General features: G+C 71.8%; 10 protein-coding genes. 6 read left to right on the forward strand and 4 right to left on the reverse strand.

The genetic code is table 11. The annotated features are described in order from the left end of the window. Positions 1-2: 2 nt before the first annotated feature. On the reverse strand, positions 3-890 hold the full coding sequence (locus B4K29_RS10625) for an antirestriction protein ArdA (protein WP_019287751.1): 888 nt from the start codon (positions 888-890) through the stop codon (positions 3-5). Between the two features lie 385 nt (positions 891-1,275). Between B4K29_RS10625 and B4K29_RS10630 the strand changes: the two genes are divergently transcribed. After that, positions 1,276-3,126, forward strand: coding sequence for a bifunctional metallophosphatase/5'-nucleotidase (locus B4K29_RS10630; protein WP_286956233.1), 1,851 nt, complete (start codon positions 1,276-1,278; stop codon positions 3,124-3,126). Between the two features lie 136 nt (positions 3,127-3,262). On the opposite strand, the gene B4K29_RS10635 is transcribed toward B4K29_RS10630, so the two are convergent. Together B4K29_RS10635 and B4K29_RS10640 are read right to left on the reverse strand one after the other, a co-directional pair. Beyond that, positions 3,263-3,703, reverse strand: a complete 441-nt coding sequence (locus B4K29_RS10635; RefSeq protein WP_029211639.1) for a vitamin K epoxide reductase family protein — start codon at positions 3,701-3,703, stop codon at positions 3,263-3,265. Next, a complete protein-coding gene (locus B4K29_RS10640) occupies positions 3,700-4,641 on the reverse strand; it encodes a DUF929 family protein (protein ID WP_029211640.1) in 942 nt (313 codons plus the stop codon). The genes B4K29_RS10635 and B4K29_RS10640 overlap by 4 nt, the downstream gene beginning before the upstream one ends. A 203-nt stretch (positions 4,642-4,844) precedes the next feature. On the opposite strand from B4K29_RS10640, the gene B4K29_RS10645 reads away from it, so the two are divergent. From B4K29_RS10645 to B4K29_RS10665, 5 genes are all read left to right on the forward strand, one after another. After that, on the forward strand, positions 4,845-6,599 hold the full coding sequence (locus B4K29_RS10645) for a dynamin family protein (RefSeq protein WP_286958948.1): 1,755 nt from the start codon (positions 4,845-4,847) through the stop codon (positions 6,597-6,599). Further along, positions 6,596-8,251, forward strand: a complete 1,656-nt coding sequence (locus B4K29_RS10650) for a GTPase (protein ID WP_286956254.1) — start codon at positions 6,596-6,598, stop codon at positions 8,249-8,251. The genes B4K29_RS10645 and B4K29_RS10650 overlap by 4 nt, the downstream gene beginning before the upstream one ends. A gap of 257 nt (positions 8,252-8,508) precedes the next feature. Next, positions 8,509-9,141, forward strand: a complete 633-nt coding sequence (ssb, locus tag B4K29_RS10655; protein ID WP_286956258.1) for a single-stranded DNA-binding protein — start codon at positions 8,509-8,511, stop codon at positions 9,139-9,141. Between the two features lie 108 nt (positions 9,142-9,249). Beyond that, positions 9,250-10,932, forward strand: coding sequence for an energy-dependent translational throttle protein EttA (ettA, locus tag B4K29_RS10660; RefSeq protein ID WP_286956259.1), 1,683 nt, complete (start codon positions 9,250-9,252; stop codon positions 10,930-10,932). Between the two features lie 170 nt (positions 10,933-11,102). Then, positions 11,103-12,842, forward strand: coding sequence for a pyruvate dehydrogenase (locus tag B4K29_RS10665; protein WP_286967269.1), 1,740 nt, complete (start codon positions 11,103-11,105; stop codon positions 12,840-12,842). Between the two features lie 37 nt (positions 12,843-12,879). Here B4K29_RS10665 and B4K29_RS10670 read toward each other — a convergent pair whose 3' ends face one another. Beyond that, entirely contained in the window at positions 12,880-13,845 is a 966-nt protein-coding gene (locus B4K29_RS10670; RefSeq protein WP_376786861.1) for an acyl-CoA thioesterase, read from the reverse strand. Between the last annotated feature and the right edge of the window lie 83 nt (positions 13,846-13,928).

Here is a 13,928-nt window from a genome sequence, read left to right on the forward strand (position 1 = left end):
CTTCAGGACAGGTCCGGCGGACCGAACACGTGATAGCCGTCGGCGCCGGGCTCGTAGGAGTAGCCCGACGAGAAGACCTGGCGGGTGAGCAGGCTCATGTCCAGCGACACGGCGCCGGCCAGCCCGTCGACCCGGTTGAGGGTCGCCAGGGCCGCGAGCCACCCGCGGGACTCGGCCTGGTCGAAGACGAACTCCTCCAGCGTGGCGACGTGGCCGCGGTACCGCGCCTCGAAGTCGTGCTCGGACATGCCCTGCTGGAAGGTCATCTCGGCGTAGGCAGCGTAGGCCTCGCCGTGCCGGTCGATGCCCTGCGCGACGGCGTTCATGGTCCACAGCTCCGGTTGCGCCATCGGATAGACGTGGTAGAAACCCATCCGGCCGTGGACCTGCCACTGGGTGTCGGCGGGGTCGCCGGGCAGCGAGCCGAGCGCCTGCTCGACCTGGCGCTCGGGGCGGGTCATGTCGATCCACTCGCCGACGCTGCACCCGGACCGGGCGACGTAGAGCATGGGGCGAGGTTGACGCTCGGCCTCCCGCCCGACCCAGCCGACCCGGATCGCCGACGCGCAGAAGCCCCGCAGGGCCTCGGTCCAGCTGGCGTGGCCGCAGGGGCGCAGGGTGGGGAGCTGGTCGAGGACGGCGTGCGGGTCGAGGATGTCGTAGATCACGAACTCGCCGAGCGGAGACTCTGCCTCCGGCTCCAGGTGCTCACCGATCACGTGGCACAGGGCGGCACCGGGACGACCGTGGACGGCCAGGTCCGACTCGAGGGCGGCGTCGGTCCACGCGGCCGTGCGGCGGTGCTCGCGCATCCAGCTGAGCTCGGCGACGTCCTCGGGGAGCGGCTGGGGGCGGTGTCGGTAGCTGTCGCTGAGGGGGGTGCCCGACATCCTCGCCTCCGTCTCTGTGATCTCGTGCTGCTCTGGCGCTGGTCTCGCGCCTCCGGCAGGGCGCCGGTCGCCCCTGCTGTCTGGTCCGTCAACGACCGTAGGGGCCCCCGGTCGTCGCGGTCCCCGCACCTGCGGAAAGGAGAGGCATTTGTCCGACGATGACCGCCCGGTCGGCGCGCACGGATCACGCAGGGTGACCGACGGTGGCGGCTCCACGGGCGGCCCGGCACCCTGTTCACCGGGCCGATGCCGCGATGTCACCCGGTGGCGGTCTTGACGGTCTGTCGGAGGCCGAGGCTAGCGTTCATCTCGCCGGCCCCCACCCCAGGGGCCGGACCACCTGCACGCTCCCGACGACGAGAGCGTGCCGTCCACTGGGAGTGACATGTCTCGAGTGCGCACCACGCGTGCCGCCGCCGCCCTCGCGGGGCTGGTGCTGGCCGCGTCCGCCACCACCGCCGCCGCGGCGCCCGCCGACCAGGGCGGAGCCGACGCCAAGGGCAAGAAGCCCGGCAAGGACAAGCTGGTCGACCTGCAGATCCTCGGCTTCAACGACTTCCACGGCAACCTCGAGGGCCCGACGGGCTCCAGCGGCCGGGTCGTCGTGGACCACCGCCTCGACCCCACCACCGGCAAGCCGGTCGACGTCACGGTCGACGCCGGCGGGTCGGCATACCTCGCCACCCACCTCAAGACCCTGCGCGAGGGCCAGACCCGCACGATCACCGCCGCGATGGGCGACCAGGTCGGCGCCTCCCCGCTGCTGTCCGCCGCGTTCCACGACGAGCCGACCATCGAGGCCATGAACCTCATGGGCGTCGGCGTGGGGACCATCGGCAACCACGAGTTCGACGAGGGCTACCGCGAGATGCTGCGCCTGATCAAGGGCGGCTGCCTCGACGACGGCGACGGCAAGGACAACCAGAACTCCTGCGCCGCCGGCGATTTCGAGGGCGCGGACTACCCGATGGTCGCGGCCAACGTGTTCTACAAGGGCACCAACCGCACCGTCCTGCCGGCCTACACGATCAAGGAGGTCGGCGGCGTCAAGGTCGGCTTCGTCGGCGCCGTGCTCAAGGACACCCCCAACATCGTCACCCAGGCCGGCGTGGCCGGTCTCGAGTTCCGCGACGAGGTGTCGACGATGAACGCCGCGGCCCGCGACCTGCAGCGCAAGGGCGTCAAGGCGATCGTCGCGATGGTGCACCAGGGCGGCTCGCTCAAGCAGCAGCAGTGGAAGGCCCCCGACGGCAAGACCTACCCCGTCAACCCGGCCTACGACGCCGTCTGCGGCAAGGGCGGCGAGCTCGACCCCAACAGCGACATCCTGCCGATCGCCCGCACCCTCTCGCCCAAGATCGACCTCGTCATGACCGGGCACACGCACCAGTCCTACGTGTGCGACGTGCCCGACCCGGACGGCCGGCCGCGCTACGTGACCTCGGCGCTGTCCTTCGGCCGGCTCGTGACCGACGCCCGGATGAAGTACGACACGAAGTCCCGTGACATCGTGCGCAGCTCGGTCCGGGTCGACAACCGCATCGTCACCCGCACCGTCACGCCGGACCCCGCGGTCAGCTCCCTGATCGCGAAGTACAAGGAGCTGGTCAAGCCCATCGCGAGCAAGGTGCTCGGCCGCATCACCACGGACGTCACCAGGACGCAGAACCCCGCCGGCGAGTCGGCGCTCGGGGACCTCATCGCCGACGCCCAGCTCGCCGACCCGTCGGTGGTCAGCAACGGCGTCAAGCCGGTCGTCGCCTTCATGAACCCCGGCGGCATCCGCACCGACCTCACCTACAAGGCGTCGGGCGCCGAGGGCGACGGCGTGGTGACCTACGAGGAGGCCTTCCAGGTCCAGCCGTTCAACAACTACCTGGTCTCGATGGACATGACGGGCGCGCAGATCTACACCCTGCTCGGCCAGCAGTTCACGGGCACCAACGCGTCCTTCCCCAAGGTGCTGCAGGTCAGCAAGGGCTTCCGCTACGAGCGGACCGCGGCGGGGGCGATCAGCAATGTCACCATCGGCGGCCAGCCGGTCGCCAACGACGCGAGCCAGACCTACCGCATCGTGACCAACAACTTCCTGTCGGACGGTGGCGACGGCTTCCCGGTCTTCAAGGAGGCGACGGGCAAGCTCATCGGCGGCCTGGACATCGACGGCTTCGCGGCCTACCTCGCCGCGAGCTCGCCCTACACCCCGGGCCCGCTGGACCGCATCGTCCTGCGCTGACGATGCACGGGCAGGTCGTTCTCGTCGTCCCTGCCGTATGACGAGGCGCCCCGCTCCCGGGCTCACCGGGGGCGGGGCGCCTCGCTGCTCGGTGGGCGCAGCGGCGTGCCTCAGCGGCGTGCCTCAGCGGCCTGCCTCAGCGGCGCGGCGCCAGCGCCCGGCCGAAGACGAGCAGGATGAACAGCAGGACCGTCGCGACGTGGATCACGGTGCACCACAGGCAGATCGCCCCGATCCCGAACAGCTCGGCCCATACGAGGTAGAAGACCATCAGGACACCGACCCCCAGCAGGACGAGGCGCGGCAGGTCGAGGTCGGCACGACGCCACGCGGCCGGCAGGCAGAGCAGCGTCACGACGACGAAGTAGGCGAGACCGACGAGCGCCACGGGCAGGCCGAGGAAGGTCGCGTACTGGCTCTCGGTGACCTTGGCGCAGTTGAGCACCTCGCCCTCGGGGCAGGCGAGCGTCGCGCTCGCGGTGAAGTGCTCGTAGGTCAGGTAGGCCGACGCGAGCAGACCCACCAGCGACAGCAGCAGCGCTCCCGAGCGCAGCCAGCCGGGCAGACCGGACGTCACTGGTGGTCCTGGATCTTGGCGGCACCCGCCTTGACAGGGGCGGAGGAGCAGACGTCGGCGGGCTTGTTGCCGGTCTGCTCGCAGATGGCGGCCGTGATGACGTTGGCGCCGGAGAGGATCTGCTTGGTCGTCTCGTCCTGCGGGTCCTTGAGCGCGGTCGCGATCTGCTGGGTGGTCTTGCCCTCGAGGACGCGGACGTCGAAGATGCCGCCGGACTGGAAGGTCTTGCCCCCGATCGACAGGAACGGGATGGAGCCACCGCTGCCCTGCACGTAGGGCGGGAAGTCGTACTTCTTGAAGGTCGCGTCGTCCTCGCCCTCCAGGGTGTCGAGCTTGACGTACTGACCGTTGCGCTGCTCGGAGGTGGTCGTCTCGTAGCCGTTGAACGCCAGGGTGTCGCTCGTGTACGCAGCGCCGTGGTTCTGCTGGCTGAAGGACACGGTCGACAGCGGGTCGAGGCCGGACTCCTGGATGGACTTGCTCTCCGTGAGGGAGGTCCACTGGCCGAAGCGCCCGAGGGCCACCGCCGTGGACCAGCGCAGCCCGGCGCAGTACGGGCAGTACTCCGCACCGACGTACAGCACCTGCGGCTTGCCCTCGCGGGTGGCGGCGGGCGCGTCCTTGACCCGCTTCGGTCCGTTCGTGATCTGGTCGCTCACGCCCGCGGCGGCGAAGGCCGTCGCCGGGACGTCGTTGATCGCGGAGAGCGCGGCGGCGTCGAGCTTGACCGCACCCGCGGCGGCGGGGGAGGGCTTGTCCTTGTTGAGCACGGCCACGGCCACGATGGCGCCGATGATGGCGAGGACCACGAGGGAGGTGACGGCGGCGATGAGGAGCCGCCGCTTGCGCTCGGCCGCCTCCTGCTGGGCGCGGATCTCGGCGGCACGCTGACGGGCGGCCTGCTTGGCGTTGTTCGCGCGGTTCTTCTTGGCGGACAAGGGGGCTCCTGCACGGGTGGGGTGTGGACGCCGGGCGGGTCACGGTCCGTCACGCGCGTCGGCCTTCCGGGGGAGTGTATCGAGCCCACCAGGGGAAACCCCGGAGGGACTCGTCAGGGCGAAGACCCGACGAAACGGGGAGGTTCCTGTCAGAATGTGCGCAACGCCCAGGGCCCGAACGTGTCGTGCCGTGGTGACGATCCGTGATCGCAACCCGTGGGGGACTCGTGGAGATGGTGGACAGCCCGGCGCCTGGTGGCAACGACCGGCTGCCGGATGCCGTGGCACACCTCAAGACCGTCGTCGACCGGGCGCAGTTCCCGATCGAGCTGGCCTCCACCGCCGAGGCTCGCGCCGCCCGCACCAGCCTGGTGACCCAGCTCGACGACTACGTCATACCGAGGCTGGCGGCGCTGGACGCGCCTCTCCTGGTCGTCGTCGGCGGGTCCACCGGCTCGGGCAAGTCCACCCTGGTCAACTCCGTCGTTCGCGAGACGGTGTCGCGCAGCGGCGTGCTGCGGCCCACGACCCGGGCCCCCGTCCTCGTGCACCACGAGGCGGACCGCGAGTGGTTCACCACCAAGGTCCTGCCGCGCTTCGGCCGGCTCACCGGCCGCAGCGACAGCCAGGGCACCGCGGACGACGACATGAGCTCGGTGCGCCTGGTGACCTCGGACTCCCTCCCCGCCGGGCTGGCCCTGCTCGACGCCCCCGACATCGACTCCGTGGTCGCCGCCAACCGCGAGCTGTCGCGGCAGCTGCTCAACGCCGCCGACCTGTGGCTCTTCGTGACCACGGCGGCCCGGTATGCCGACGCCGTGCCCTGGGACCTCCTGCGCGAGGCCGGGGACCGCGGCACCTCGGTCGCGATCGTCCTGGACCGCGTGCCCGACGAGGCCGTCGTGGAGGTCCGCGAGGACCTTGCGCGGATGCTGGCCGAGCAGCGGCTGGAGGGCGCCCCCATCTTCACGGTCCGCGAGACGGTCCTCGAGGAGGGCGGCCTGCTGCCCGAGCGCGAGGTGGGTCCGCTGCGGCGCTGGCTGGCCACCCTCGCGGAGGACGCCGTGGCCCGCCAGACGGTCGTCCGGCGCACGCTGTCGGGCGCCCTCGACTCGCTCTCGGGCCGCGTCACGGGGCTCGTCGAGGCGAGCGACGACCAGCAGATGGCCGCCTCGGGGCTGCGACTCGCGGCCGACCGGGCCTACGACGACGCCCTGGAGGGGGTCGAGCTCGGGGTCAGCGACGGCACCCTCCTGCGGGGCGAGGTGCTCGCCCGCTGGCAGGAGTTCGTGGGCACCGGCGAGTTCCTGCGCACCATCGAGTCTGGCATCGGCCGGATCCGCGACCGGATCACCGCCGCGGTCAAGGGCCAGCCCCAGCCCGCCGACCAGCTCGGCGAGGTGCTGCAGTCCGGTGTCGCCTCCCTCATCCAGGCCCAGGCCGACCGGGCCGCCTCCGACGTCCGTCGCCAGTGGCGCAACGCGCCCGGCGGCGAGGTCCTGCTGGCGCACCGCACGGGGCTCGGCATGTCCTCCGTCGACCTGCCCGACCGCGTCGACCGCCTGGTCCGCGACTGGCAGTCCGACCTGCTCGCGATGATCCGCGAGGAGGGCCAGGACAAGCGCACGACCGCGCGCGTCCTCGCCTACGGCGTCAACGCGCTGTCCGTGGTGCTGATGCTCGTGGTCTTCACCCACACCAGCGGGCTCACGGGCGCCGAGGGCGGGATCGCCGCGGGCTCCGCCGTCCTCGGGCAGCGCATCCTGGAGGCGATCTTCGGCGACCAGGCCGTGCGCGACCTGGCCCGCAAGGCTCGCCGGGACCTGATGGACCGGGTCCAGGCGCTGTACGCCGACGAGGAGCGCCGCTATCTCGAGGCGGTCGACGACGTCGCGGTGGACACCAACCAGTCGAGCGACCTGGCCCAGGCCGCCGTGAGCGTGAGGGCGGCCCGATGACCAGCATCCTGCGACGTCGCACGACCGAGGAGACCGCGCTCCCCGCTACCGAGCGCGCGCGGATCCTCGCCGAGGCGCTGCAGACCGGCGGCGCCGAGCTCAGCGAGCAGGCGGTGGCGCCGGCCCGCCGGATCGTCAACCAGACCCGCGAGCGCACCGCCCTCGTGGGGTCGCACACGGTCGTGGCGCTCGCGGGCGCCACCGGCTCGGGGAAGTCGTCGACCTTCAACGCCCTGGTCGGCGAGGACGTCTCGCGGGTCGGCGCCCGCCGGCCCACGACCTCGACGGCCAGCGCCGCGGTGTGGGGCGACGACCCCGCGACGCCGCTGCTCGACTGGCTCGGCGTCGGAGCCCGCCACCGCGTCGCCACCGACCCCGTCCACGGGCGCGCGGCCGACCTCGACGGGCTCGTGCTGCTCGACCTGCCGGACTTCGACTCGCGCACCCAGTCGCACCGGGCCGAGGCCGACCGCGTCCTGCAGCTGGTCGACGTCTTCGTGTGGGTCACGGACCCCCAGAAGTATGCCGACGCCCGCCTGCACGACGACTACATCCAGGTGCTCTCGGAGCACGACGCGGTCACCGTGGTCGTGCTCAACCACGCCGACCGGCTGTCGCCCGAGGGGGTGGAGCAGTGCACCGCCGACCTGGGCCGCATCCTCGCGGACGACGGGATCCCGTCGGCCGAGGTGATCCCCACGTCGGCCCGCACCGGGATGGGCCTGGACGTCCTGCAGCAGCGGCTCGCGGAGGCGGTCTCGTCACGCACGGCCGCCGAGCGCCGGCTCACGGGTGACCTGCGCGCCTCCGCGGAGGAGCTGCGCGACGAGGTGGGGTCCACCGACCCGCAGCTCCCGGACGGGCCCTCCGACGAGCTGGTCGCCGCCCTCGGACGCGCGGCCGGCGTGCCCGTCGTCCTCGAGGCGGTCGAGCGGGACTACCGTCGCGAGGCCGCGCAGACGACAGGATGGCCGTTCACCCGCTGGGGTCACGCGCTGCGGCCCGACCCGCTCAAGCGGCTTCGCCTCAAGGAGGACAACGACCTGGGCATCCAGGCCACCGACGTGCGCCGCACCATCGGCCGGTCCTCGCTGCCGCCGCCAACCCCGGCCGCCCGCGCCTCGGTGGACCTGGCCACCCGCCACCTGGCCGACGTGGCCTCCGAGGGCCTGCCGACCCGCTGGGCCGACGCCGTGCACCGGGCCGCCGCCCCCGAGGACAACGACCTGGTCGACTCCCTCGACCAGACGGTGCTCGAGGTGCCGCTGCGGGCTCGACGGCCGCTGTGGTGGAGCGTGTTCAACGGGCTGCAGTGGTTGTTCGCGCTCGTCGCGGTCGCGGGCCTGGTCTGGCTGCTGGTCCTGATGGGCCTCGGCTGGGCCCAGCTGCCGGTGCCCGAGCCCCCCACTGTCGGGATCCTGCCCTACCCGCTGCTCATGCTGGTCGGTGGCCTCCTGCTCGGGCTCCTGCTCGCGGCGCTCGGCCGGGCCATCGCCAGGGCCGGCGCCCGGCGCCGCCGCGACGGCATCGGCCGGCGCTTCGACGCGGCGATCCACGACGTCGCGCAGGAGCGCCTGGTCAGCGAGGTGCACGCGGTGCTCGCTCGGCACGGCCGCACCCGCGAGCTGCTCGACCAGGCGATCAAGGGCTAGCCGAGTACCGCCAGCTCAGCCAGCCCTACCCGCCAGCTCAGCCAGCCCTGCCCGCCAGCTCAGCGTGCTCGCCAGCCCAGGCATCGCCAGGGCTCCGGCCCGGAGCGGCGCCGTCGTCCACAGGGGACGGCGGCGTCGCGGCATTCCGCGTCGTCGTCCACAGGCTGCCGGCAGGCCCTGGCACCCGCGCCCTGCCCGTCCGACCCTGGGTCCACGACGTCCTTCCGACGAGGAGGACCCGACCAGGAGAACACCTCATGCACGAGACCATGATCACCGTGACCGGCAATCTCTGCGCCGACCCGGAGCTGCGGTTCACCCAGGGCGGCGACGCGTTCGCCGCCTTCCGGATCGCCTGCACCGAGCGCAAGCGCAACCGCGAGGGCGGCTGGGGCGACGGTCACACCAACTTCGTCCGGGTCACGGCCTTCCGGTCGCTGGGCCAGAACTGCGCGGCGACGCTCAAGCAGGGCACGCGCGTCATCGTGCGCGGCCGCCTGCGCGTCACGGACTGGGAGCAGGGCGAGCGCCGCGGGACCAACGTCGAGATCGACGCCCACTCCGTGGGCCCGGACCTCACCTTCGCCTTCGCCGACGTGACCAAGGGGGTCCACAGCTCCGGCACCGACCGCATGGCCGACCCCGAGGTCGCGGCGGCCAACGACCGCGGCGCCCTGCCCGACGGTGCGGAGCCGTCCGGGCTGCCCGAGGCGGACGGCTACGGCGGGCACGCCGGCAGCGGGCTCGAGGGCGGGCTGCCCGACGGCACCGACGCGGTGTCGGGCGTCGGTGCCGACGCCCACGCCCACGTCGAGGGCGTCGACGACACGGAGGACTACGACGTCGATGCCGACGGCGTCGTCACCGAGCGCGAGCCGTCGTTCGCCTGAGGTGTCAGGGACGCGCAGGTCGCGCGGTGCCCGGCCCTGACCGGAGCACCGCGCGACCAGCGTCGACGGATTCGTTGAGCCTGGCCGGCGACCGATAGCCTGAGGGGCATGGCGGAGTTCATCTACACCATGTCCAAGGCCCGCAAGGCCGTCGGTGACAAGGTCATCCTCGACGACGTGACGATGTCGTTCTTCCCCGGAGCCAAGATCGGGGTCGTCGGCCCCAACGGTGCCGGCAAGTCGACGATCCTCAAGATCATGGCGGGGCTGGACCAGCCCTCCAACGGCGAGGCCCGGCTCTCCCCGGGATACAGCGTGGGGATCCTGCTGCAGGAGCCGCCCCTGACGGAGGACAAGACCGTCCTCGGCAACGTCGAGGAGGGTGTCGGCGAGATCAAGGCCAAGGTCGACCGCTTCAACGCGATCTCCGCCGAGATGGCCGACGAGGGCGCCGACTTCGACGCCCTCATGGAGGAGATGGGCAAGCTCCAGGAGGACATCGACCACGCCGACGCGTGGGACCTGGACTCCCAGCTCGAGCAGGCCATGGACGCCCTGCGCTGCCCGCCCGGCGACGCCGACGTCACCGTCCTGTCCGGTGGTGAGCGCCGCCGCGTCGCCCTGTGCAAGCTGCTGCTGTCCAAGCCCGACCTGCTGCTCCTCGACGAGCCCACCAACCACCTCGACGCCGAGTCGGTGCTGTGGCTGGAGCAGCACCTCGCGTCCTACCCCGGCGCCGTCCTGGCCGTCACGCACGACCGGTACTTCCTGGACAACGTCGCGGAGTGGATCTGCGAGGTCGACCGCGGCCGCCTCTACGGCTACGAGGGCAACTACTCCAAGTACCTCGAGTCCAAGGCCGCGCGCCTCGAGGTGCAGGGCAAGAAGGACCAGAAGCTCCAGAAGCGACTCCGCAGCGAGCTCGAGTGGGTCCGCTCCAACGCCAAGGGCCGTCAGGCCAAGTCCAAGGCCCGCCTGCAGCGCTACGAGGAGATGGCCGCGGAGGCCGACCGCACGCGCAAGCTGGACTTCGAGGAGATCACGATCCCGCCGGGCCCGCGCCTCGGCAGCACCGTGATCGAGGTCAACGACCTCAAGAAGGGCTTCGGCGACCGGGTCCTCATCGACGGCCTGTCCTTCTCGCTGCCCCGCAACGGCATCGTCGGTGTCATCGGGCCGAACGGCGTCGGCAAGACGACGCTGTTCAAGACCATCGTCGGCCTGGAGGAGGCCGACTCCGGCAGCGTCCGCGTCGGTGACACCGTCGACATCTCCTACGTCGACCAGAGCCGCGCCGGGATCGACCCCGACAAGAACCTCTGGGAGGTCGTGTCTGACGGCCTCGACTACATCCAGGTCGGCAAGGTCGAGATCCCGTCGCGCGCCTACGTCTCGCAGTTCGGGTTCAAGGGCCCGGACCAGCAGAAGAAGGCCGGGATCCTCTCCGGTGGCGAGCGCAACCGCCTCAACCTCGCGCTCACCCTCAAGCAGGGCGGCAACCTGCTGCTGCTCGACGAGCCGACCAACGACCTCGACATCGAGACCCTCGGCTCCCTCGAGAACGCCCTGCTGGAGTTCCCCGGCTGCGCCGTGGTCATCAGCCACGACCGGTGGTTCCTCGACCGCGTCGCGACGCACATCCTGGCCTACGAGGGCACCGAGGAGGACCCCTCGGCGTGGTACTGGTTCGAGGGCAACTTCGAGGCCTACGAGAAGAACAAGATCGAGCGCCTTGGCGAGGACGCCGCCCGTCCGCACCGCGTCACCTACCGCAAGCTGACGCGCGACTGACCTCCGCGGTCGCGCGAGAGCCGCACCCCGAGCCCGCTTCCGGGCGTCCGGGGTGCGGCTCTCGGCATACGAGATGGTCCGCGCCGTGGGCGATGAAGGCTGGCGGGGTAGGGGGAGGAGGACGCCGCACGTCCGCGACGCCGACCGTCCTACTCCCAGGAGGTTCGTGCATGGCCAAGCCCACCGTCGCCGACCAGCTCGTCGCTCACCTGAAGTCCCTTGGGGTGCAACGCATCTACGGGCTCGTGGGGGACAGCCTCAACCCCGTCACCGACGCCATCCGCCGGGATGGTGAGATCTCGTTCTTCGCGGTCCACAACGAGGAGGCCGCCGCCTTCGCCGCCGCCGCCGAGTCCCGCCTCACCGGCCGGCTCGCCGTCTGCGCGGCGTCCTGCGGCCCCGGCAACACCCACCTCGTCCAGGGCCTCTACGACGCCAACCGCGGCGGCGCCAAGGTCCTGGCCATCGCGAGCCACATCCCGTCGCCGCAGATCGGCACCTACTTCTTCCAGGCGACCCACCCCGAGCAGCTGTTCGCGGAGTGCAGCCACTACGCCGAGGTCGCCAACAGCCCTCGCCAGGCCGCCCGGATCCTGCACATCGCCACCCAGACCGCCATCGCCCGCAGCGGCGTCTCGGTCCTGGTCCTGCCGGGCGACGTCGCCGAGGAGCCTGCTGTCGAGGCCCCCGCCCTCGGTCACACCTCGGAGCGTCCGCCGCGCCACGTCCCGGACCCTGCGGTGGTCACGGACCTGGCTCGCCTGCTCGACCGGGCCAAGAAGCCCATGCTCTTCGTCGGGGCCGGGGTGCGCGGCGCCCACGACCAGGTCATGGCGCTGGCCGACGCGCTGAAGGCACCCGTCGGCCACGCCCTCGGCGGCAAGGAGTGGATCCAGTTCGACAACCCCTACGACGTCGGCATGAGCGGGTTGCTCGGCTACGGCGCGTGCGCCGAGGCGATGGACCAGGCCGACCTCGTCCTGCTCCTTGGCACCGACTTCCCCTACGACCAGTTCCTGCCGCAGGACACGGTGATCGTGCAGGTCGACCGGTATGGCGAGCGCCTGGGGCGTCGCGCCACGCTGTCCCTGGCGGTCGAGGGGGACGTGGACGCGACCATCGAGGCCCTGCTGCCGATGCTCGGGCGCGAGCGGGACGGGCGCTTCCTGCAGCGGATGCTCAAGGAGCACGCCTCGACGCTCGACAAGGTGGTCAAGGCCTACACGCGCGACGTGGACACGATGGTCCCGATCCACCCGGAGTACCTCGCCTCGATCCTGGACGACCTGGCCTCCGACGACGCCGTGTTCACCGTCGACACCAGCATGTGCAACGTGTGGGCGGCGCGCTACCTGACGCCCAACGGGCGCCGCCGGGTCCTCGGCTCCTGGCACCACGGCACGATGGCCAACGCCCTGCCGCACGCGATCGGCGCTGCCGCGAGCCAGCCCGGGCGCCAGGTGATCTCGATGTCCGGCGACGGCGGGCTGTCGATGCTGATGGGCGAGCTGGTGACCGTCGCCGAGCACCAGCTGGACGTCAAGATCGTGGTGTTCAACAACTCCACGCTCGGCATGGTCAAGCTCGAGATGCTCGTGGACGGCCTCCCGGACTACGGCACGGACCGCGCGCACGTGGACTACGCCGCCATCGCCCAGGGCTGCGGCATCACGAGTATCCGCATCACCGACCCCAAGGACGTCCGCGAGGGTCTGAGCCGGGCTCTTGCCACGCCCGGACCCGTGCTCGTCGACGTCGTGACCGACCCCAACGCGCTGTCGATCCCGCCCGAGATCACCCTCGAGCAGGTGACGGGCTTCGCGTCCGCAGCCACCAAGACCGTGCTCGACGGCGGCGTCGGCAAGATGGTGGACATGGCCCGGGCCAACCTGCGCAACATCCCGCGCTGACCCGCCGACCCGCTGCAGCCGCGGGAGCCGGGGCGGCTCAGCCCTTGAGCCGCAGCATGCCCTCCTGGGCCACCGTGGCGGCGAGCGAGCCGCCGGGCGTGAACATCCGGCCCATCCCGAGACCGCGACCACCCTGCGCGCTGGGGGAGTACTGCGTGTAGAGCATCCACTCGTCCGCCCGAGCCGGCCGGTGGAACCACATGGCGTGGTCAAGGCTGGCGGCCCGCAGCCGCCGGTCGATCCACGCGATCCCGTGGCGCCGGATGATGGGCTCGAGCAGGGCGTAGTCGCTGGCGTAGGCCATCACGGCCGCGTGCACCAGCGGGTCGTCGGGCAGCGTGCCGACGGCGCGCAGCCACAGCTCCTGGTGGGCCACCTGCTCGGCGGCCGGCTCGGACCAGAGGTCCTCGCGCACGTGCCGCAGGTCGATCGGCCGGCTGTGGGCCAGGTGCTTGGCCGCGGGATGGTCGACGTGGCCGTACTTGTCGGCGACGCTCGGGAGCGTCTCCGGACCAGGCACGTCGGGCATCGCGTCCTGGTGGTCCAGCCCGCCCGCGGGCTCCTGGAAGGACGCCGTCATCGACAGGATGACCTGGCCCTCCTGCATGGCGTGCACGCGGCGGGTCGAGAAGGACCGACCGTCTCGGATGCGCTCCACGGAGAACCTGATCGGCCTGGCGACGTCCCCGGGCCGCACGAAGTAGGCGTGGAGCGAGTGGATCGGGCGGGGCACCCCGCCTGCTACGGCGCCCACGGTGCGCCCGGCGGCAATGATCGCCTGAGCGAGCACCTGCCCTCCGAAGACGCGGCGGTGGGGCTGCCACTGGCTCTTGCCCTCATAGATCTCGCGGTCGGGGTCGCCCAGGATCTGCTCGGTGAGGAAGGACTCGGGGCCGGCGTCGGTGCGGGCGCTCACGGTCATGCGCGCGGTCCCGAGGTGGTCCAGGTCGAGGATCTCGAGGAGCTCGGCGAAGGGGTCCGGCTGTGGTGGCGTCACCTGCAGCACGATAGCCGCCGCAGGGCCATCCAGATGACGTCCAGGGGACGTTTGTGGCGAGCCCCTCCAGGGTGCCTCGCCGTTGGCCT

The organism is Arsenicicoccus sp. UBA6765, from assembly GCF_002453335.1.
GTDB classification, from domain to species: domain Bacteria; phylum Actinomycetota; class Actinomycetes; order Actinomycetales; family Dermatophilaceae; genus Arsenicicoccus; species Arsenicicoccus bolidensis.

Bases quoted from the DNA above. Each gene is read 5' to 3' on its own strand.
- B4K29_RS10625 (WP_019287751.1), bottom strand. From the start codon at position 890: ATGTCGGGCACCCCCCTCAGCGACAGCTACCGACACCGCCCCCAGCCG.
- B4K29_RS10630 (WP_286956233.1), top strand. From the start codon at position 1,276: ATGTCTCGAGTGCGCACCACGCGTGCCGCCGCCGCCCTCGCGGGGCTG.
- B4K29_RS10650 (WP_286956254.1), top strand. From the start codon at position 6,596: ATGACCAGCATCCTGCGACGTCGCACGACCGAGGAGACCGCGCTCCCC.
- ssb (WP_286956258.1), top strand. From the start codon at position 8,509: ATGCACGAGACCATGATCACCGTGACCGGCAATCTCTGCGCCGACCCG.
- ettA (WP_286956259.1), top strand. From the start codon at position 9,250: ATGGCGGAGTTCATCTACACCATGTCCAAGGCCCGCAAGGCCGTCGGT.
- B4K29_RS10665 (WP_286967269.1), top strand. From the start codon at position 11,103: ATGGCCAAGCCCACCGTCGCCGACCAGCTCGTCGCTCACCTGAAGTCC.